The sequence below is a fragment of the Shinella daejeonensis genome (assembly GCF_024281235.1).
GTDB classification, from domain to species: domain Bacteria; phylum Pseudomonadota; class Alphaproteobacteria; order Rhizobiales; family Rhizobiaceae; genus Shinella; species Shinella daejeonensis.
Window position 1 is genome coordinate 578,183 of sequence record NZ_JAHWXY010000001.1, and the last position, 19,393, is coordinate 597,575.

17 protein-coding genes are annotated in these 19,393 nt (G+C 65.7%); 9 read left to right on the top strand and 8 right to left on the bottom strand.

Features of this window, described 5'->3' with window-relative positions:
- Window positions 1-116: 116 nt before the first annotated feature.
- Complete coding sequence (locus KYK29_RS02760; RefSeq protein WP_254689314.1) at window positions 117-998, top strand: transglycosylase SLT domain-containing protein; 882 nt, start codon at window positions 117-119, stop codon at window positions 996-998.
- A gap of 93 nt (window positions 999-1,091) precedes the next feature.
- Here the strand turns inward: KYK29_RS02760 and KYK29_RS02765 are convergent, their stop codons facing one another.
- Window positions 1,092-1,679, bottom strand: coding sequence for a GNAT family N-acetyltransferase (locus KYK29_RS02765; protein ID WP_254689315.1), 588 nt, complete (start codon window positions 1,677-1,679; stop codon window positions 1,092-1,094).
- 83 nt (window positions 1,680-1,762) lie between these two features.
- Here KYK29_RS02765 and KYK29_RS02770 point away from each other — a divergent pair, with 83 nt between their 5' ends.
- The gene (locus tag KYK29_RS02770; protein ID WP_254689316.1) at window positions 1,763-2,164 is read left to right on the top strand and encodes a ketosteroid isomerase-related protein; all 402 of its coding nucleotides are present in this window, start codon (window positions 1,763-1,765) and stop codon (window positions 2,162-2,164) included.
- Here the strand turns inward: KYK29_RS02770 and KYK29_RS02775 are convergent.
- Together KYK29_RS02775 and KYK29_RS02780 are read right to left on the bottom strand one after the other, a co-directional pair.
- Window positions 2,149-3,540: a serine hydrolase domain-containing protein gene (locus tag KYK29_RS02775; protein WP_254689317.1), complete on the bottom strand. Its 1,392-nt coding sequence runs from the start codon at window positions 3,538-3,540 to the stop codon at window positions 2,149-2,151. The two genes, KYK29_RS02770 and KYK29_RS02775, sit on opposite strands and share 16 nt — an antisense overlap.
- 68 nt (window positions 3,541-3,608) lie before the next feature.
- Complete coding sequence (locus KYK29_RS02780) at window positions 3,609-5,189, bottom strand: putative bifunctional diguanylate cyclase/phosphodiesterase (RefSeq protein WP_254689318.1); 1,581 nt, start codon at window positions 5,187-5,189, stop codon at window positions 3,609-3,611.
- 239 nt (window positions 5,190-5,428) lie between these two features.
- On the opposite strand from KYK29_RS02780, the gene KYK29_RS02785 reads away from it, so the two are divergent.
- The 3 genes from KYK29_RS02785 (at window position 5,429) to KYK29_RS02795 (ending at window position 8,544) form a co-directional block, all read left to right on the top strand.
- On the top strand, window positions 5,429-6,205 hold the full coding sequence (locus KYK29_RS02785; protein WP_254689319.1) for a glycoside hydrolase family 25 protein: 777 nt from the start codon (window positions 5,429-5,431) through the stop codon (window positions 6,203-6,205).
- A 96-nt stretch (window positions 6,206-6,301) separates the two neighbouring features.
- Entirely contained in the window at window positions 6,302-7,510 is a 1,209-nt protein-coding gene (locus KYK29_RS02790; RefSeq protein WP_254689320.1) for a lytic murein transglycosylase, read from the top strand.
- Between the two features lie 104 nt (window positions 7,511-7,614).
- Window positions 7,615-8,544: a DMT family transporter gene (locus KYK29_RS02795; protein WP_254690062.1), complete on the top strand. Its 930-nt coding sequence runs from the start codon at window positions 7,615-7,617 to the stop codon at window positions 8,542-8,544.
- 412 nt (window positions 8,545-8,956) lie between these two features.
- On the opposite strand, the gene metF is transcribed toward KYK29_RS02795, so the two are convergent.
- The 3 genes from metF to ettA form a co-directional block, all read right to left on the bottom strand.
- Complete coding sequence (metF, locus tag KYK29_RS02800) at window positions 8,957-9,859, bottom strand: methylenetetrahydrofolate reductase [NAD(P)H] (protein WP_254689321.1); 903 nt, start codon at window positions 9,857-9,859, stop codon at window positions 8,957-8,959.
- 1 nt (window position 9,860) lies between these two features.
- On the bottom strand, window positions 9,861-10,883 hold the full coding sequence (locus tag KYK29_RS02805; RefSeq protein WP_254689322.1) for an ArsR/SmtB family transcription factor: 1,023 nt from the start codon (window positions 10,881-10,883) through the stop codon (window positions 9,861-9,863).
- 328 nt (window positions 10,884-11,211) lie between these two features.
- Window positions 11,212-12,861: an energy-dependent translational throttle protein EttA gene (ettA, locus tag KYK29_RS02810; protein WP_254689323.1), complete on the bottom strand. Its 1,650-nt coding sequence runs from the start codon at window positions 12,859-12,861 to the stop codon at window positions 11,212-11,214.
- Between the two features lie 202 nt (window positions 12,862-13,063).
- Here ettA and KYK29_RS02815 point away from each other — a divergent pair, with 202 nt between their 5' ends.
- The 4 genes from KYK29_RS02815 to KYK29_RS02830 all read left to right on the top strand — a co-directional run bounded on the left by KYK29_RS02815 (window position 13,064) and on the right by KYK29_RS02830 (window position 17,954).
- The gene (locus KYK29_RS02815) at window positions 13,064-14,023 is read left to right on the top strand and encodes an alpha/beta fold hydrolase (RefSeq protein WP_254689324.1); all 960 of its coding nucleotides are present in this window, start codon (window positions 13,064-13,066) and stop codon (window positions 14,021-14,023) included.
- The gene (locus KYK29_RS02820; RefSeq protein ID WP_254689325.1) at window positions 14,020-14,961 is read left to right on the top strand and encodes a DMT family transporter; all 942 of its coding nucleotides are present in this window, start codon (window positions 14,020-14,022) and stop codon (window positions 14,959-14,961) included. The genes KYK29_RS02815 and KYK29_RS02820 overlap by 4 nt, the downstream gene beginning before the upstream one ends.
- 150 nt (window positions 14,962-15,111) lie before the next feature.
- On the top strand, window positions 15,112-16,308 hold the full coding sequence (gene caiB, locus KYK29_RS02825; RefSeq protein WP_254689326.1) for a succinate--glutarate CoA-transferase: 1,197 nt from the start codon (window positions 15,112-15,114) through the stop codon (window positions 16,306-16,308).
- Complete coding sequence (locus KYK29_RS02830) at window positions 16,305-17,954, top strand: thiamine pyrophosphate-binding protein (RefSeq protein ID WP_254689327.1); 1,650 nt, start codon at window positions 16,305-16,307, stop codon at window positions 17,952-17,954. Before caiB ends, KYK29_RS02830 begins: the two co-directional genes overlap by 4 nt.
- Window positions 17,955-18,027: 73 nt before the next feature.
- Here the strand turns inward: KYK29_RS02830 and KYK29_RS02835 are convergent, their stop codons facing one another.
- Entirely contained in the window at window positions 18,028-18,366 is a 339-nt protein-coding gene (locus tag KYK29_RS02835; RefSeq protein WP_254689328.1) for a protein tyrosine phosphatase family protein, read from the bottom strand.
- A gap of 86 nt (window positions 18,367-18,452) precedes the next feature.
- Window positions 18,453-19,307 carry a DUF4432 family protein gene (locus KYK29_RS02840; RefSeq protein ID WP_254689329.1) on the bottom strand — a complete coding sequence of 285 codons (855 nt, stop codon included), beginning with the start codon at window positions 19,305-19,307 and terminating at the stop codon, window positions 18,453-18,455.
- Window positions 19,308-19,393 lie beyond the last annotated feature (86 nt).

Sequence of the window (19,393 nt, forward strand, 5' to 3'; positions counted from 1 at the left end):
CGCCCCGCTTGCCGCTCCGGCCCCGATGGGTTATGGACAAAAAACGGTCACGGCCGATTGATTTGTTCTCTTCCGCGGAACGAAATCCGTTCCCCGGCGAACAGAAAGCGACCACCATGGCATATTTTTCCAGCCTGCGTCCGGCCTGCCGCGCCACGCTTGCCACCACCGGCGTTCTCTTCGCCCTCGCCGGCTGCGCCAGCGTCGCCGACGATGTGACCGCCGGGAAAGCCGTGACGCCGGCTGCGGAGACAGCCTCATCCGGCACGGACGAGGGCGGTGCGGAAGTGGCCTATGCCATCGTTCCTCTCACCAAGCCCGGCACCGAGAATACACCGGATGCCCTACCCGCACCGGTCGCCGGCGGTCCGGCAAGCCCGGAAGCCCCGGTTTCGGCTCTTGCCGGAGCACGCCCCGTGACGGGCGCCGTGGCAGCCGCCACCGCCGCCCTTGCGGAAGGCGAAGCCGATACGCCCGCACCGGAAGCCATGCACATTTCGGCCATGGAGCCCGACTTCGACAGCGGCGAGCCGGAAGGACTGGAACAACTCGTCGCCACGCACAAGGTCGTGCCGCTCGGCAGGCCCGAGCGGACCGCGTCCATCGCGCCGGCAGCAGTGCGGGCCGAGACGCCCTCGCCCACGTCCGGAACGCCGCTCGATGCGCTGATCAGCAAATATGCCGCCCATTACGGCATTCCCGAAACCCTTCTCCACCGCGTCGTGAAGCGTGAAAGCCGGTATAATCCCAAGGCCTATAATCGCGGCCATTACGGCCTGATGCAGATCAAATACGCCACCGCCCGGAGCATGGGCTACGACGGACCGGCGGAAGGCCTCTTCGACGCCGAGACCAATCTCAAATATGCCGGCAAGTATCTGCGCGGCGCTTGGCTCGTCGCCGACGACAAGAACGACGGCGCCGTTCAGCTCTATGCCGCCGGCTACTATTACCACGCCAAGCGCAAGGGCCTGCTGGAAGAGACCGGCCTGCGATAGCCGGTCGATCGCTTTCCGCCCCCGCCGGAAAGTGAAAAGCCGGTAACGGAGGAGGAACACGCCTTCCCCATCCGTCCGGTTCGTCGCCTGCACTCAGATAACCGCCTTCAGCCAGAAGGACATCGGCTTTTTCGTTTCGACGGCCTCCCCGACATCCCGCCAGGAGAAGGTGGTTCGCAGGTCCGGACGCGGCGTATAGCCCCGCCGTTTCCAGAAGGTGTCGAGCGGCATGTAGTCGGCCGGCCGCAACGAATGATCGGCGGGGCGCTCGACGGCGCAGAAGGCGCACCAGTCGAAACGGCCGAGCCGCGCCGCATAGGCCTCGCGCTCCTCGAAGAAGCGCACGCCCAGCCCCCTGCCCCGATAATCGGCCAGCAGCACCGATTCGCCGTAGTAGAAGATCCGTTCGGGCGCGAGCCCGGCGGCGGCGAAAGGCGCCTTGAAGGCTTCGGTCTCATCGGCCATCGGCACGCCCGTCGAGGCCCCGACGATCCGTTCGCCATCGAGGGCGAGCACGAAGAGGCTTTCCGGCGAGCGGGCATAGGTGGCCAGATAGTCCGCCTCGTAATCCTCGCTGCCCTCGTAGAGATAGGGAAAGGCGCGGAACACCGTGATGCGCAGGCGCGCGAGATCCGGGATATAAGGCGATATCGCTTCGCCGTGGACGACTTTGATCTGCATGACCCCTCAACGTTCCCAAAATCCTGAACAATGCTATAAAGCGGCCGGGCCCTTGCCCGTAGGTTCAGGATATGAGGGAAGACATGCCGGCAAAAGAGACGATTCGTGCCTATTATGACGCTTTCAACAGGCAGGATATGGAGGCCTTCTTCAACCTGCTGCACGAAGACGTCGTGCACGACATCAACCAGGGGAGCCGACAGGTCGGCAAGGCGGTTTTCCGCGATTTCATGGTGCACATGAACCGCTGCTATCGGGAAACGCTCACGGATATGGCGATCATGTCGAATGACGACGGCACACGCGGAGCGGCCGAATTCGTCGTGAACGGCCAGTATCTCGCCACCGACGAGGGGCTGCCGGACGCCAGCGGCCAGACCTATGTGTTGCCGGCCGGAGCCTTCTTCGAGATCCGCGACGGCAAGGTCGCGCGCATCAGCAACTATTACAATCTCAACGACTGGGTCGCTCAGGTCGGCGCCTGATCGGCATCCAGCACGTCGAGGATGCGGCGGACGAGCGGCTGCGGCAGATAGCCGAGCCGCGACGGCGTCAGGCCGAGCCGGATCACGGCCAGTCCGCGCGAGGGAATGATGGCGGCCGACTGGCCGTCATGTCCCAGCATCCAGAACGTGTCCGGCGGCAGGCCGTGGGCGGCGTCGCTTTTCGCCCCCGGCCCCTTCAGCCAGGTCTGCATGCGGCTGTAGACGCCGTCCGAACTCGCATTCGGCATCGCCATCGCCGCGACGAACCCGACGGGCAGCAGCCGTTCCCCCTTCCAGACGCCATCCTCAAGCAGGAAGAGCGCGAAACGCGCCCAGTCCCTTGCCGTGGCGTACATATAGGACGAGCCGACGAAGATCCCGGTCTCGTCGGTTTCCATGACGGCGCTTGCCATGCCGAGCGGCCCGAACAGCGCCCTGGCCGGAAAGGACAAGGCCGAAACCCGCCCGCCGACCGCGCCCATCCACAGCCGCGAGATGAGAACGGCCGCGCCGCTCGAATAGTTGAAGCGTTCGCCGGGGCTCGCCGCCAGCGGCCGGGCAAGCGCAAAACGGCTCATGTCGGGCTCGAGGAACAGCATCCGCGTGACATCGGTGACGCTGCCGTATTGCTCGTTGAAGGCAAGCCCGCTTTCCATGGCCAGCAATTGCGTGAGCGTGATGCGGCCGCGCCCGTCGTGCTGCCATTCCGGAAACAGGCCTGAAAGTCCCGCCGGCAGCAATCGCAGCGCCAGCGCCCGGCCGACCAGCGCCGCATTGACCGTCTTGGTCATCGACCACCCGAGAAGCGGCGTCTGCGCATCGAAAGCCAGCCCGTAGGTCTCGCCGACGATCCGCCCCTGATGCACCACCACGGCGGCACGCAGCCCCGGACCGGCAAGCTCCGGATCCTCGAGGAGCGCCACGATACGCGCATCGGCGGCGACAGCCTCGCCGTCGGGCCAGCCGATCGCCGGATCGCCGGCGGCGATCGCCGGCAGGCGAATATCGGAAACGGCCTGGCGGGCCGCGTCGAAGTCGCCATCCGGCACGCTCCCGCAACCGAAGCTTCCGTGCCAGGCGGCATAACCCGGCGCAAACAGCCCGAGGAAATGCACGGTGACGGTTCTGGCGACCGGGTCGACGTCCTGCCGCATCAGCCTCAACAGCGGGTGGCCGGGCGCCTGCACGTCCCTGGCAAGCACCGCCTGCGGATCGCGTCCGGAGACGAAGACGCTGGAGCAGACGGTTTTCGCCGCATAGCCCGAACCGACGAGCAGCAGCGCCGGGGGAGAAACGATGAGCCAGCTCGCTCCCACCGCGAGCAACAGCAGGAGGGCGAGGACCGCCCAACCGGCCAGCCGATAGATTCGTCGCATCGCGGCGTCTCCTTTTCAGCCGGCAGACAATCAGGAAACGTCCGCCATGGAAAGCCTTTTGCCCACGATCATGCCGAGCGCCGCTCCGGCGGACGGGAAAGAAACCCGGTCACGGCCTCGGCGGCGACCGGAGGCGAAACGAGGCTTCCCTGCAATGCCGACGCGCCGCAGTCACGAATGAAGGCAAGCTGGTCCGGCGTCTCTATTCCCTGCGCCACTGTCGGAAGGCCAAGGGCCTTGCCCATCCTGACGATGACGCCGATCAGTTCCGCCGCCTCCCCGCTTTCCGCCGCGGCGGCCACCAGCGCCTGCCCGATCTTCAGCTGGTCGACGGGAAGCGAACGCAAGGCGTTGATGGCGGAAGGCCCGACCCCGAAATCGTCCAGCGCGATGCAGATGCCGCGCCGACGCAACACCTCCAGCCGCTCGCAGACCGCCTCCCTGTCCTCCGCGAAAGCCTGCTCCCGGACCTCCAGCGTCAGCCGGCCGGGCGCAAGGCCGGCGTCTTCCAGGCTGGTCAGGACGTGATCGGAAAAGCCGTCTGCAAGAATCTGCGTGGCGCTGATATTGACGGCGACACCGGTCGGCCCGGGCCATCGGGCCGCTTCGCGACAGGCCTCGCGAATCACCTGCCTGCCGAGGGGAATGGCTAGGCCGGTGCGCTGCGCGACGGGCAGGAAAAGATCCGGCGGCAGAACGCCGCGCGTCGGATGCGCCCAGCGCAGAAGCGCCTCGAAGCCGCGGACCGAACCGCTCTCGGTCCCGACGATTGGCTGGTAGAGCAGGAAGAACGCGTCGTCGCGAAGGGCCTGTTCCAGATCCCGCTCGATTTCCAGCCGGCCCGACAGTTCGGCGGCAAGCTCCGTATCGAAAAGCCGGAAACTGTTGCCGGACCGTTCCTTCGCCCGGTAGAGCGCCAGATCGGCGCGCTTCAGGAGATCGGCGACACGGCGGTCCGAAGGCGCAAGGAAGGTCGCCCCGATGCTGCATCCGCTCGCCACGCGGTTGCCGCCCAACTCGAAAGGATCGCCGAACAGGGCGCAAACCCGCCGGCAAAGATCGGCAACCCTGGTCTGGGACGGAAAACCCGGAACGATCAGCACGAACTCGTCGCCGCCGAACCGGTAGACCCGCGCATCGTCAGCGAAATTGCGCTGCAACCGCCGGGCGATCGCCGCCAGCAGCGCATCGCCGGCATCGTGGCCGAGACTGTCGTTCACATGTTTGAAACGGTCGAGATCGAGAAGCAGCAGCGCCGGCCGTTCGTCTCCCGCCACCGCAACGCTCTCCACGTCCAGCTCCAGCCGCAACCGGTTCCACAGTCCGGTCAGGCGGTCGTGCCAGGCCTGATGCCGCAACCGGTCCTCGATCCGCCGCTGCCGCACAAGCTCCGCAAGAAGCCGCGCCCGCGACCGCCCGATCCCATAGAACCCCAGACCGAAGAGAACCGGCGTCAGCCCGAGGAGGACGGCCACCGGCAGGGAAAGCCCGGACAGCCGCTCTCCGGCGGGAACGCCGGCCACCGCCTCGACAGCGAAGTATGCAGCAGGAAGGATTGTCCCGAAGACGACGCCGGCAAGCGCATAGCGCCGGGCGACCTTGGGCGAAGAAGCTATCGACATCATGTAACCCCGGACCGTTGTGATCATGACAACCTGGGGGCGGCGCGGAAAGCCGCCGGGACCGTTTCTAACGGGCAAATGATGATGGAGTCTTAACAGAGACTTTCCATTCGCCCCCTTAAATTTGCGGAGTGTCAAGGCCGCCTCCCTTCCTGCCGGCAGGAAGGGAGGCCCCCGCGAAGAACGTTTCGCGGCGCGGTCATCCCCCTTTACCGGCCCGGCCATTCGGGGCAGGATCGGGAAACACCTTGGAAAACGGGATTTTCATGCGTCGGTTGCTTCTGGCCCTCCTTCCCTGCGCATTGCTGGCCGCAGCCTGCTCCACCACGGATTACGACGTCCTTTCCACGGTTTCGCCGTCGCGTTTCGATGACAGGGATCCCCACGACTTCGGCACCCGCTCGCCGCATGGCCATCCGGTCCACGGTATCGACGTCTCGAAATGGAACGGCGACATCGACTGGCCGAAAGTGCGGCAATCCGGCGTCGCCTTCGCTTTTCTCAAGGCGACGGAGGGGTCCGACCGCGTCGACAGCCGGTTTTCGCAGTATTGGCGCGGCGCGAAGGCTGCCGGCCTGCCCCATGCGCCCTATCATTTCTATTATTTCTGCTCGACCGCCGACGCCCAGGCCGACTGGTTCATCGCCAATGTGCCGAAGGAGGCGGTACGCATGCCGCCGGTGCTGGATGCGGAATGGAACCCCGCCTCGCCGACGTGCAGGATACGCCCGGCCGCCGAAGACGTCCGGGCCGCGCTCGCGCGCTTCCTCGAACGGCTGGAGAAGCATTATGGCAAGCGGCCGATCATCTACACAACCGTGGATTTCCACCGCGACAATCTCGTCGGCCATTTCGAAACGCATCCCTTCTGGCTGCGATCGGTCGCCAATCATCCCGGGGCGATCTATCCCGCGCGCCGCTGGGCCTTCTGGCAATATACCTCCACCGGCGTCGTGCCGGGCATCGCCGGCGACACGGACATCAATGTTTTCGCCGGCTCGGCCAGCCGCTGGAAACAGTGGTTGGCAGAGGTTTCGCGATGATTTTCGCACAAGCCGCCGCGACCGTCCTCTTTCTTCTTGCTTCCGTCACATTCATCTGAGACAGGCGGGCGAGCAACGGAACAAGGAGCCACCCCCATGCGCGCCATCATGCGGACGACGATCGCTGCAACCTTGACGGCATTTCTTCTCGCCGGCGGCGCCCATGCCCAGGCATCCTCGCAGGCGCCGTCGGCCTGCGGCGGCGATCTTGCGACCTTCCTCGAGGGGGTGAAGGCCGAAGCGATCGCACGCGGCGTCGCGCCGGAGGTGGCGGACCGCGCGCTGGCCGGCGCGCGCATCGACGAGAAAGTGCTGTCGCGCGACCGCGCGCAGGGCGTGTTCCGCCAGACCTTTCTCGAATTCTCGCAGCGCACGGTCAGCCAGTCCCGCCTCGATATCGGCCGCAGGAAGCTGAAGGAACTATCTTCCGTCTTCGCCCGCGCCGAGCAGGACTATGGCGTGCCGGGGCCGATCATCGCCGCCTTCTGGGCGATGGAGACAGATTTCGGCGTGGTCCAGGGTGACTTCAACACGCGCAACGCGCTGGTGACCCTCGCCCATGACTGCCGCCGTCCCGAACTCTTCCGCCCGCAGCTTCTCGCGGCCATCGAGATGGTCGGCCACGGCGACCTCGATCCTGCCGGCACCACCGGCGCCTGGGCCGGCGAGATCGGCCAGGTGCAGATGCTGCCGCGGGACATCATCGCCTTCGGCGTGGACGGCGACGGCGACGGTCACGTCAACGTCAAGCAGAGCGCGCCGGATGCCATCCTGACGGCCGCGAAATTCATCCAGAACCTCGGCTTCAGGCCGGGGCAGCCGTGGATTCAGGAGGTCACCCTGCCAGAGAGCCTGCCCTGGGAGCGTACTGGCCTGCAATCCGGCATGACGGCGGCGGACTGGTTTGCCGCCGGTGTCGTCCCGCGCGACGGGGAGACCGCCTTCGGCCAGCTCGAAGCCTCGCTGGTGCTGCCGCAGGGCCGAAAGGGACCGGCTTTCCTGACCTATCCCAATTTCGATATCTATCTCGCCTGGAACCAGTCCTTCATCTACACCACGTCGGCCGCCTATTTCGCGACCCGGCTTGCCGGCGCGCCGCCCTATGCCCGCACCACCCCGGAGGAAGGCCTTTCGGACGAAAGCATGAAGCAGCTCCAGACCAGATTGCAGGCGCTCGGCCATGACGTCGGCAAGATCGACGGCATCCTCGGTTCCGGCACGCGCACGGCGATCCAGAAGGAACAACTCCGCCTCGGCATGCCGGCCGACGGCTGGGCGACGCGGGCGCTTCTCGACGCGCTCTGAGCGTTTCCGCAAATCGGGTGGCCGCCGGCGCACCGGGTGCTATACCGGGGCGTCCAGGATAATCCGGGGGGTCCTCCGTGGCCGAAGCGACCGCAGCGCTGCGCATGAATGCCCGAACCTGGAGCCTGCTCGCCCTTCTCGGCATGATCTGGGGCGGCTCCTTCTTCTTCGCCCGGGTGGCGGTCGTCCATGTGCCGCCGGCCACGCTGGTCCTCTTACGCGTCGCCATCGCCGCCCTCGCCCTGCATGTCTATGTGGCGGGGCGCTTCGACCTCTATTCGACGCTATGGGCGCGCCGGCGCGAATTTCTGGTTCTCGGCCTTATCAACAATGCCGTGCCGCATATGCTGATCTTCCTCGGCCAGACGGAGATCGGCGCGGGCCTTGCCTCCATCCTCAACGCCACGACGCCGATCTTCACCGTGCTTATCGCCAACCGGCTGACGGAGGACGAAAAGCTTTCCACGCGGAAGCTCGCCGGCTGTCTGGTCGGCCTTGCGGGAACCGCGGTGCTGATCGGCCCGAGCGCGCTTGCCCCTTTGGCCGGGGGTGACGGACCGCCGCTCTGGGCCGTCATCCTGCCCGTGCTCGCCGCCGCCTCCTACGGCGCCGCCGCCACCTATGGCAAACGGTTCCGCACCGTCGCGCCTCCCGTCACCGCCGCCGGGCAGCTCACCGCGTCCACCCTGCTGATGCTGCCCGTCGCCTGCATGATCGACACGCCCTGGCTGCTGCCCGCGCCCCCGCTTCCGGCCGTCCTGGCCGTTCTGGCGCTCGCGCTGCTGTCGACCGCTTACGGATATATCCTCTTCTTCCGCATCATGGCGGAAGCGGGCGCCACCAATACGTCGCTGGTGACGCTGCTGGTTCCCCCGAGCGCGATCCTCGCCGGCATGGTCTTCCTCGGCGAGAAGCTGACCACGCTCGGGATCGCCGGCATGGCGCTGGTGCTTGCCGGACTGGTCGTTCTCGATGGCCGTCTGCCGCTTTTCCGCCGCCGGCCGTCCCGCGCGCGCCGAGGAGAAAAGGCGTGATTCGCGCCACAATGGTAAATGCGCCCTGCCGCCATCCCCTAATCCGGTAAGAATTATGAATTTTTTCTGGCAAAGAAAAAGAACGGAGAATTCAATCCGTTAAGCTTGGATGAGACGGGATTTCCACCCCGCCATGCTGCGCCGCGTCAAAAAAACGTCTTTTCAAGGGCGTTCCTTCGATCGTAATATTAACGTTGCAACACAAGGAGGCAGCCATGGGACTCACACATTCCTTGAATGTTCTGATGATCGGCGCAGCATTCCTCTTCGTCGCAACGATGATCTTCATCTAGGACGATAGACAGTCCGGTAATCAGGACAAAAGAGGGAAAAACCCCCTTCGTGACAATTTGCGCAGATGCATGGCCCGGAATTCCTGGCCATGCATTTTCCGTATGGAGCCCTGAAAACGTCAGGCCGCCGCGCCGGCCGCGCAAGCCGGACGCCGGGCGAAACCCACCCGGTCGCAGACCGCCGAAACCAGCTTGGCGCGGTTCATCGTATAGAAATGGAATTCCCCGATCCCGAGGGCCATCAGGTCCTCCACCTGCCGGGCGGCAAGGTCGGCGGCGATGGCCGCACGCTGGTGCGGATCCTCGTCATGAGGCCCGAGCCGCTCGACAAGCCATGCCGGCACGCTCGTTCCGCACAGGCCGGCGAACTTCCGCACCTGCGCCAGATTGTGGATCGGCAGGATGCCGGGCACGATCGGGATTCCGATGCCGGCGGCGCGGACCCGTTCCAGATAACGCTCGAAGGCGTCGTTATCGAAGAAGAACTGCGTCAGCGCGCGGTCGGCGCCCGCGTCCGCCTTGCGTTTCAACATGTCGATATCCGCTGCCACGTCCAGGCTTTGCGGATGCTTTTCCGGATAGGCCGAGACGGAAATCTCGAAGTCCGCGATGGCGCGCAGGCCGGCGACCAGTTCCGCCGCATTGGCGTAGCCGCCCGGATGCGGACGATAGGGCGTGCCGACGCCGCCGGGCGGATCCCCGCGCAGCGCCACGAAATGACGAACGCCCGCCGCCTGGAAATCGGCGACCACGGCATTCACCTCCTCGCGCGTCGCACCGACGCAGGTGAGATGCGAGGCGGCCGGCAGACCCATGGAGAGCAACCGGCGCACCGTGGCGAGCGTCGGCGCCTTGGTGGAGCCTCCCGCACCATAGGTCACGGACATGAAGCCGGGCCCATAAGCCGAAAGCGCGGCCGCCGTTTCCCACAGTTGGCCTTCCGCTTCAGGGGTCTTGGGCGGAAAGAACTCGAAGGACAGGCGGATATCCCTGCCGGTCGGGCTGATGGTCGCCGGGTTCATGTCAACTCCTTTGTCGGACAGGCCCTTCCAGGGCGGCAGCCTGCCGGCCGTCGTCGCTGCGACGGTCGCGGGCAAGCCAGATGGTGACGGTGAGTGCATCGGCAGCAGGCCGGGGCGCGGAGAGATCGACGATCTCCTCAACCGCAAGCCCCGCCTTCTCCAGCCAGTCCGAAAGCGTCTGATGCGAGAAGCCGAGGCGGATATGCGCATGCTCGTCGCGCAGATGCTCCAGCGCATGCGGCGCAAGATCGACGATGACCAGCCGGCCGCCGGGCCGGAGCATCCGCGCCGCCTCCTCGACCGCCGCCTCGGGCTCGCCGAGGAAATGCAGCACCTGATGGATCGTCACGACGTCGAACTCGTCGCGCTCCAGCGGCAGGTTGAAAATGTCGCCATGGCGGATCGACGCCTTGGTGATGCCGGCCTTGTCGAGATTGGAACGGGCGACGGCGAGCATGTCCCGGCTGGCGTCCACCCCGACCCCGCGCCGGTAAAGCCCCTCGAAAAGCTGGAGGATGCGGCCGGTGCCGGTGCCGAGATCGAGGAAGGCGCCGACCGGCGCATCGCCGATCAATTCGACGAGCTTGGCCTCCACCGCCGCCTCGCTGACATGCAGGCGGCGCATCGCGTCCCATTCGGCGGCATTGCGGCTGAAATAGGCCTGGGCCTTCTCCGCACGGACCTTCTTGAGCGCCCTCAGCCGTTCATCGTCGCGCGCAAGAACGGCGTCCGATCGGTCCGCCGTTTCCAGCAGGCGGTGGACCAGCGCCACGGCCGGCCCGCTCTGGGAGAGCCGGAAATAGGCCCAGGCCCCCTCCTGGTAGCGATCGACCAGTTCCGCCTCCGCAAGCAGTTTCAGATGACGCGAGATGCGCGGCTGCGACTGGCCGAGAATATCCGTCAGATCGCTCACCGTCAGATCGCCGCCGGAAAGCAGCGCGAGCAGACGCAGGCGCGTCGGCTCGCCCGCCGCCTTCAATATCTCAACGATGTCGTCCAGTCCGAGACTGCGCACAGGGCTCATGATCAATCCAATCAAGACATAAAGATATGTTTATGTAATTAAGCCGGCAAAGGCAAGCACCAATTCCGGCCATGATCTTCCCATCAACAGCGGCAAAGAAAAACCCCGGCAGGCGGGGTGCATCGCAGGCCGGGGTTCCGGAAAGTGGGAAACGCGCGCCGGAAGCCGCCGCCGGTGCTTATCCTTTCGTCCGCCGAAGCCTTTCCCGGCAGGGAGAGGAAGGACGAGGAGGCGGCACCCCGGCACAGGCCTGCGGCGTCTTCATCCCGCGCCTGTATCTTCTTGCCCGTGGGCGGAAAATACAGGCGCAGAACAGCGCAAACGGCAATCAGCGCGTCAGGCGCTTGTAGGTCACGCGCTTCGGATTGACGGAATCCGGGCCGAGGCGGCGGATCTTGTCCTTCTCGTAGTCCTCGAAGTTGCCCTCGAACCATTCGACGTGACTGTCCCCCTCGAAAGCCAGAATATGGGTGGCCAGCCGGTCGAGGAACATGCGGTCGTGCGAGATGATGACGGCGCAGCCGGCGAAATTCTCCAGCGCGTCCTCGAGCGCGCCCAGCGTTTCCGTATCGAGGTCGTTGGTCGGTTCGTCGAGCAGGATGACGTTGTAGCCGCCCTTCAGCATCTTGGCGAGATGCACGCGGTTGCGCTGACCGCCCGACAGCGTGCCGACCTTCTGCTGCTGGTCGCCGCCCTTGAAGTTGAAGGCACCGCAATAGGCGCGGCTGTTCATCTCGTGCTTGCCGAGCTTGATGACGTCGTTGCCGCCGGAGATTTCCTCCCAGACAGTCTTGTTGCCGTCGAGCGCGTCGCGGCTCTGGTCGACATAGCCGAGATCCACCGTTTCGCCGACGGTGATCGACCCGTTGTCGGGCGTTTCCTGGCCGGTGATCATGCGGAACAGCGTCGTCTTGCCGGCGCCGTTCGGGCCGATGACGCCGACGATGCCGCCCGGCGGCAACTTGAAGGTGAGGCCGTCGATCAGCACGCGGTCGCCATAGGCCTTGCCAAGCCCCTCGGCCTCGATGACCGTATTGCCGAGCCGCTCGCCGACGGGAATGACGATCTGGGCGTCGCCGGGACGCCGGTCGGCCGCCGCCTTCACCAGTTCGTCATAGGCCTTGATGCGGGCCTTCGACTTGGCCTGGCGCGCCTTCGGGCTGGAGGCGATCCACTCCTGTTCACGCGAAAGCGCCTTCTGCCGGGCGCCCTCCTCCCGCTCCTCCTGCGACATGCGCTTGGATTTCGCCTGGAGATAGGCGGAATAGTTGCCCTCGTAGGGAATGCCGCGACCGCGGTCCAGTTCGAGAATCCATCCCGTGACGTTGTCGAGGAAGTAACGGTCGTGGGTGATCATCAGCACCGCGCCCGGATATTCGCGCAGGTGCTTTTCAAGCCAGGCGATCGTTTCGGCGTCGAGATGGTTCGTCGGTTCGTCGAGCAGCAGCAGGTCGGGCTGCGCCAGAAGCAGCCGGCACAGCGCAACGCGGCGCTTCTCGCCGCCGGACAGGCTTTCGACCGAAGCCTCGCCCGGCGGGCAGCGCAATGCGTCCATCGCCATCTCGACCTGGCTTTCGAGATCCCAGAGGTTCTGGCTGTCGATGATGTCCTGGAGCTTCGCGCCTTCGTCCGCCGTCTCGTCGGAATAATTCATCATCAGGTCGTTGTAGCGGTCGAGGATCGCCTTCTTGTCGGCGACCCCTTCCATGACGTTTTCCATCACCGTCTTGGCGTTGTCGAGTTGCGGCTCCTGCGCCAGATAGCCGAGCGTCGCCCCGTCGGCGAGCCACGCCTCGCCGGTGAATTCCTTGTCGAGCCCCGCCATGATGCGCAGCACCGTCGACTTGCCGGCGCCGTTGGGGCCGAGAATGCCGATCTTCGCATCCGGGTAGAAGGAGAGATGGATGTTCTCCAGTATCTTCTTGTTACCGTAGGACTTGTTCAGCCCCGACATGTGGTAGATGAATTGACGTGCCATTCAGCGTGCTCCGCATCCAGAAAAATTGCCCGCTATGTAGGCGATTAATCCTCCCGCGGCAATGCGCCCGCCCTCGTCGGACCGGCCACGGAGCCCGATTGCATCGGCGCATCGGACCGCGCTCACCAGTGACATGTCAAAACCGGGTCATTGCCTTTCCCCGCCAAATCGCTTTGATGGACGGCGAAGAGGAGATCCGCCGGTGTTTTCTGCGTGGCAGCCATTGGAAAGCCCGAGCGGCGCCACACTCGCCCTGCGGCATGCGCCCGCCGGGGCGGCAGAACGCAGCGTGCTGCTGGTCAGCCACGGCCTTGCCGAGCACGGCGGCCGATATGCGGCCTTTGCGGCGCGCATGGCGGCGGAGGGCCTCCACGTCTATGTTCACGACCATCGCGGCCACGGCCATACCGCAGCGGCAGATGCGCCGGTCGGCCGTTTTGCCCGCCGCGACGGCGCATCGCGCGTGCTGACCGACATGCATGCGGTGCGCGATTATGCCGCCGCCCGCCATCCGGGCCTGCCCGTCCTTTTGTTCGGCCATTCGATGGGCGGCCTCCTCGCGCTCGCCTACGCCGGCCATCATCCCGCAGCGCTCGACGGCCTGGCCGTCTGGAACGCCAGTTTCGAACCGGGGCTTGCCGGCCGCGCCGCCCTGGCGATCCTTGCAATCGAGCGGATGCTGAAGGGCTCCGACGTGCCGAGCGCCTGGCTCGCCCGCCTAACATTCGAGGCCTGGGGAAATGCGGTTCCCGGACATCGAACCCTTTGCGACTGGCTTTCGCACGATCCCGCCGAGGTCGACGCCTATATCGCAGACCCGCTCTGCGGCTTCGATCCCAGCGTTTCCCTGTGGCGCGACATCTTGCGGCTTGCCTATTCGGCCGCCGCACCGGCCGCGCTCGCGCGCCTGCCGAAACGCCTGCCGATCCACATTGCCGGCGGCGACGAGGATCCGGCGACGGATTATGGCCGGGCGATCACCGCCCTCGCGCGACGACTGAAGAAATCCCGTCTTGAGGACGTTACCACGGTCGTCTATCGAGGCTGTCGCCATGAGACGCTGAAGGAGATCCGGTCCCTGCGCGATCCAGCCGTCGACGCGCTGGCCGGCTGGTGCCGGCGGGTCACCCTTGCAGGCCGCCGTTATCCGGAGAACGCATGACGACATCCGCCATTCCGCCGCTGCGCAACGAGATCGGCCTCGGCCTTTTCCTCATGGTGCTTTCGGTGCTGATCTCGCCGGTCATCGATATTTTCGCCAAGCTTGCGGTCACCGCCGTTCCGGCGACGGAGATCACCTTCGTCCGCCTGCTGTTCCAGATGATCGTGCTGGGACCGATCGGCCTGATGCGCGGCACGCTCTTCGACCTCACCTGGCGCAAGACCGGCCTGCACGCGGCGCGCGGCGTCCTGATGGCCGTCACCATGATCAGCTTCGTCACCACGCTTGCGGTCATGGAAGTGGCGGACGCCATCGCGATCTTCTTCGTCGAGCCGATCATCCTGACGATCCTCGGCGCGATCGTCCTCAAGGAGACGATCGGCTGGCGTCGCTACACCGCCTGCGGCGTCGGTTTCTTCGGCTCGCTGCTCGTCATCCAGCCCAGTCTTCAGGAGGTAGGGCCGATCGCGCTCCTTCCCGTCGTCGCGGCCTTTTCGCTGGCGCTGTTCTTCCTGCTGACGCGGCTCGTCTCCCAGAAGGAGGACCCATGGTCGATGCAGTTCCATGCCGGCTTCTGGGGCGCGGTCTTCACGGGCCTGCTGCTGCTCGCCGGCCATGAACTGGACATCGCCATGCTGCAACCGGTCGTGCCCGATCTGGAGAATACGCTCTATATCGCCGGCGCCGCGGTGGCCGCGACCGTTTCCGGCGTCCTCGGCGTCTATGCCTATCGCGCCGCGCCGGCCTCCACGCTGGCGCCGCTGCAATATCTGGAGATCGTCTCGGCCACCATTCTAGGCTGGTGGGTCTTCGGCCATCTGCCGGATGCGGTGAAATGGCTCGGCATCGCCATCATCGTCTCCTCGGGCCTTTACGTCATCTGGCGTGAGCGCCAGATCGGCAGGACGACGGTTCCGTCCCTGCCGCCGGTGATCTGACGGACAGCGGCCGCAGGCGCGGCGGGCATCAGGTCAGTCCCAGCCGTCATGACCTGTCCTGCACCCCCGGCTATCCCCCCTGCCGGCTTTTTGTTATCCAGATGCAGAATGGCGCGGTCCGTGCGCGGCGCATTCTGCGGAGGAGATGGAATGGAGAAGAAGAGCCTGCCCTTGTCCGGCATCAGGGTCGTCGAGCTGGCGCGGGTTCTCGCGGGACCATGGGCCGGCCAGATGCTGGCCGATCTCGGAGCGGACGTCATCAAGGTGGAGCATCCCGAAGGCGGCGACGACACCCGCGCCTGGGGGCCGCCATTCGTCACCGGAAAGGACGGCGAGAACCTCTCCGCCGCCTATTACCACGCCACCAACCGCGGCAAACGGTCCATCGCGGCCGATCTGAAAAGCGACGAAGGCCGGCAGACCGTGCAGCGGCTGATCGCAACCGCCGACGTGGTCATCGAGAACTTCAAGGTCGGCGGCCTCGTCAAATACGGCCTCGATTATGAAACCCTCACCGCGAAGCATCCCCGTCTCGTCTATTGCTCGATAACCGGCTTCGGCCAGGACGGCCCCTATGCCCCTCGCGCCGGCTACGATTATATCGTGCAAGGCATGTCCGGCTTCATGTCGGTCACCGGCGCCCCGGACGGCGAGCCGATGAAAGCCGGCGTGGCGATCGCCGATATCTTCACCGGCATCTATGCGGTGGCGGCGATCCAGGCGGCGCTGATCCACGTCATGAAGACCGGCGAAGGCCAGCATATCGACATGGCGCTGCTCGACGTCCAATCCGCCGTGATGGCCAACCAGAACATGAATTTCCTCGCCTCCGGCGTCGCCCCGGTGCGACTGGGCAACGCCCATCCGAACATCTCGCCCTATGAGGTCGTGCCGACAGGCGACGGCCACATCATTCTCGCTGTCGGCAACGACGGCCAGTTTGGCAAGCTCTGCACGATCCTCGGCCTTGCCGGCATCGCAGACGACGAACGCTTTTCCACCAACCGCGCCCGTGTCGCCAACCGCACCGAGGTGCGCCGCATCGTCACGGAAAAGACCGCGGACTGGACGAAGGCCGACCTGCTTTCCGCCTGCGAACGCGACGGCGTGCCCGCCGGCCCGATCAATTCCATCGCCGAGACCTTCGACGACCCGCAGATCAGGGCGCGCGGCATGCGCATCGATCTTGCCGACGCCGACGGCAACCTCATCCCCGGCGTGCGCACGCCCATCGTCTTTTCCGGCACGCCGCTCGTCTACGACAGGCCGAGCCCCCGGGTGGGAGAACACACCGACGCGGTGCTCGCGGAACTCGAAACCATCGAAACAGGAAAGAAAAGCGCATGAAGACCGGCGGCCAGCTCATCGTCGACGCCCTTGTCGCCAATGGCGTGAAACGCATTGCCTGCGTGCCGGGCGAGAGCTATCTCGCGGTGCTCGACGCCCTGCACGACACCGATATCGACACCCTCGTCTGCCGCCAGGAAGGCGGCGCGGCGATGATGGCCGATTGCTGGGGCCGCCTCACCGGCGAACCGGGCATCTGCATGGTCACGCGGGGACCGGGCGCCACCAACGCTTCGGCCGGCCTGCATATCGCGCGGCAGGATTCGGTCCCGATGATCCTGTTCATCGGCCAGGTGCAGCGCGACGCCCGCGAGCGCGAGGCCTTCCAGGAGATCGAATACCGCCGCGCCTTCACCGAAGTCGCAAAATGGGTGGCCGAGATCGACGATGCCCGCCGCATCCCCGAATTCGTGACGCGCGCCTTCGCCGTAGCCACCTCCGGCCGGCCCGGGCCGGTGGTGCTGGCGCTGCCCGAAGACATGCTGACGGAAGCGGTCGAGGCCCCGGCGGCGCTGCCCTATATGCCGGTGGAGGCTCATCCCGGCGCAACGCAGATCGCGGCGCTGGAGGCGCTTCTGGAGAAAGCCGAACGTCCTGTCGTCATTGTCGGCGGCACGCGCTGGAGCGAGGAAAGCGTCGCCGGTCTGACCGCCTTCGCCGAACGCTGGTCGCTCCCCGTCTCCTGCTCCTTCCGCCGGCAGATGCTGTTCGATCACCTTCACCCGAATTACGCCGGCGATTCCGGCATCGGCATCAATCCGGCGCTCGGCAAGGAGATCCGCGAAGCCGACCTCGTCGTGCTGATCGGCGGCCGTTACTCGGAAATGCCGTCGTCCACCTACAGCCTGCTCGAAAGCCCCTATCCGAAGCAGACGCTGGTCCATGTCCATCCCGATCCGTCGGAACTCGGCCGCGTCTACCGGCCGGCGCTCGCCATCGCTGCCGCGCCCGACGATTTCATCGCCGCTCTTTCCGGTGTCGCGCCCAAGACAGAACCGCGCTGGGCGGCGCGCACCGGCGTCATGCATGAGGCCTATCTGAAATGGTCCGTCCCGCCGAAGACCGGTCCCGGCGACGTCCAGATGGGGCCGATCATGGAATGGCTGGAGGCTAATACGGCCGAGGACACGATCTTCACCAATGGCGCGGGCAATTACGCGACATGGCTGCATCGTTTCCACCGCTTTCGCCGCTTCGCCACCCAGGCCGCTCCGACATCGGGCTCGATGGGCTACGGCCTGCCGGCCGCCGTGGCCGCCAAACAGCTCTTTCCCGGCCGTGAAGTCGTCTGCTTTGCCGGCGACGGCTGCTTCATGATGCACGGCCAGGAGTTCGCAACCGCCGTGCGCTACGGCCTGGCGATCATCACCATCGTCGTGAACAACGGCATCTATGGCACGATCCGCATGCATCAGGAGCGCGATTATCCCGGCCGCGTCAGCGCCACCGATCTGACCAATCCGGATTTCGCGGCACTTGCGCAGGCCTATGGCGGCCACGGGGAAACGGTGGAAAAGACGGAAGACTTCGCCGCCGCCTTCCTGCGCGCCCGCCAAAGCGGCAAGCCGGCGATCATCGAGGTGAAGCTCGATCCCGAGGCGATCACCCCCGCCCGCACGCTTTCGGATATCCGCAGCGGAAAATGACAGAAGCCGGCAGGGGTTTCGCCCGCCTGCCGGCTTCCTTCCCATTCGGGAACGGGGGTCGTTTAGCGAAAACTCATCCGCGGATATGCTGCGTCTGCTCGTAAACCCGCGTCGAGCGGGCGCCGGACCGGCAATAGCCGAGCATCGGCCGCGGCAGCTCGTCAAGCGCGTCGACCATGCCGTGAACGGCGTCGGCCGTCACGCCCATCGAGCCCACCGGAACATGCATCACCTCAAGGCCGAGTTCCTTCGCCCGCGCGGCGATGGCGGAAAATTCGGGCTGGCCGCCCTCCTCGTGATCGGGGCGATGGCAAACGATCGACTTGAAGCCAAGCGCCGCGATCGTGTCGAGATCCTCGACGGAAATCTGGCCGGAAACGGAATATTCGTCATTGATCGCGCGGATATCCATGGGTCTTCCTTTCGAACTCTGCCTGTCGGAACCAACCGGCCACCCAATAAGCGCCGGCCTGCCGGTCGTCAATCCGTGGCGCGCCTTCAGCGCAGCCCGAAGGCAAGGCCATAGGAGGCGCTTTCGCCGGGTGTGAAGGCCGGCGCTTCCCCCGAAGCGATCAACGCGTCACGGGAGGCAAACCTGTGGCTGACCGGCTCGATGCCGAGCACCGCGCAACCCGGCGACTGATTGCGCCATATCTGCAAATAGGGCAGCGTGTCGACACGGAAACGGACATGCAGGCTGCGGCCACCGAGCGCAGCGACGGGGCCAACGGCGATCTCCGCCCACCCCTGCCGCGCCGTTTCGGCCGCCGGCACGCAGAAGACCTTCATGTCGCCCTCATCGAAACGCCAGGGCAGGCCGCCGTCCGGCAACATCGCGCCGGTGAGCCGGGCCTTGTCGTCGAAAAGTTCCGTCGCGATATTGAGATGGTACATGGCAAAGCGCGGCCAGTCGCTTTCGCCGGTGTTGCGCACGACATCCTCCAGCGTGACGCCACCGCTCCGGCGGTCGGCGCGCCAGCGGCGAAAAAGCTCCGCCCTGCCGTTGCGGGCCAGCGTCACCGGCACGCGGCCGCTACAGGAAACGCTGTCCTCGTTCTCCTCCAGCCGGATATCGAAGGCCGGATGCGACGACAGCGAGCCATGCAGGGGATAGCGCCGTCCGTCCGCCGCCCCTTCGACCGGTTCCGGATGGCGGATATGATCCGGCCCGCAGGTAAAGAGCAAACCCGGAAGCGCCCTGTCGATACGCGGGTCGCCATCCGAGGGGATCGCCGCGCCCGGAGCAAGCTCGACGCCATGAAAGACGGCGCTCCCCAGATCGAGCGCCGAATCGGGCGTCAGTTCGATGCGAAAGCCTTGTTCGGGCGTATCTGCGGCAAGCGCCAGGGTCATGGGCCGGATCTCCGGATGAAAGAAGGGACAGGTGTCGGGGCGGGTCCCCCAGTCTGATCGAGTTTCGCCGTCAGGGCAATCGCCGC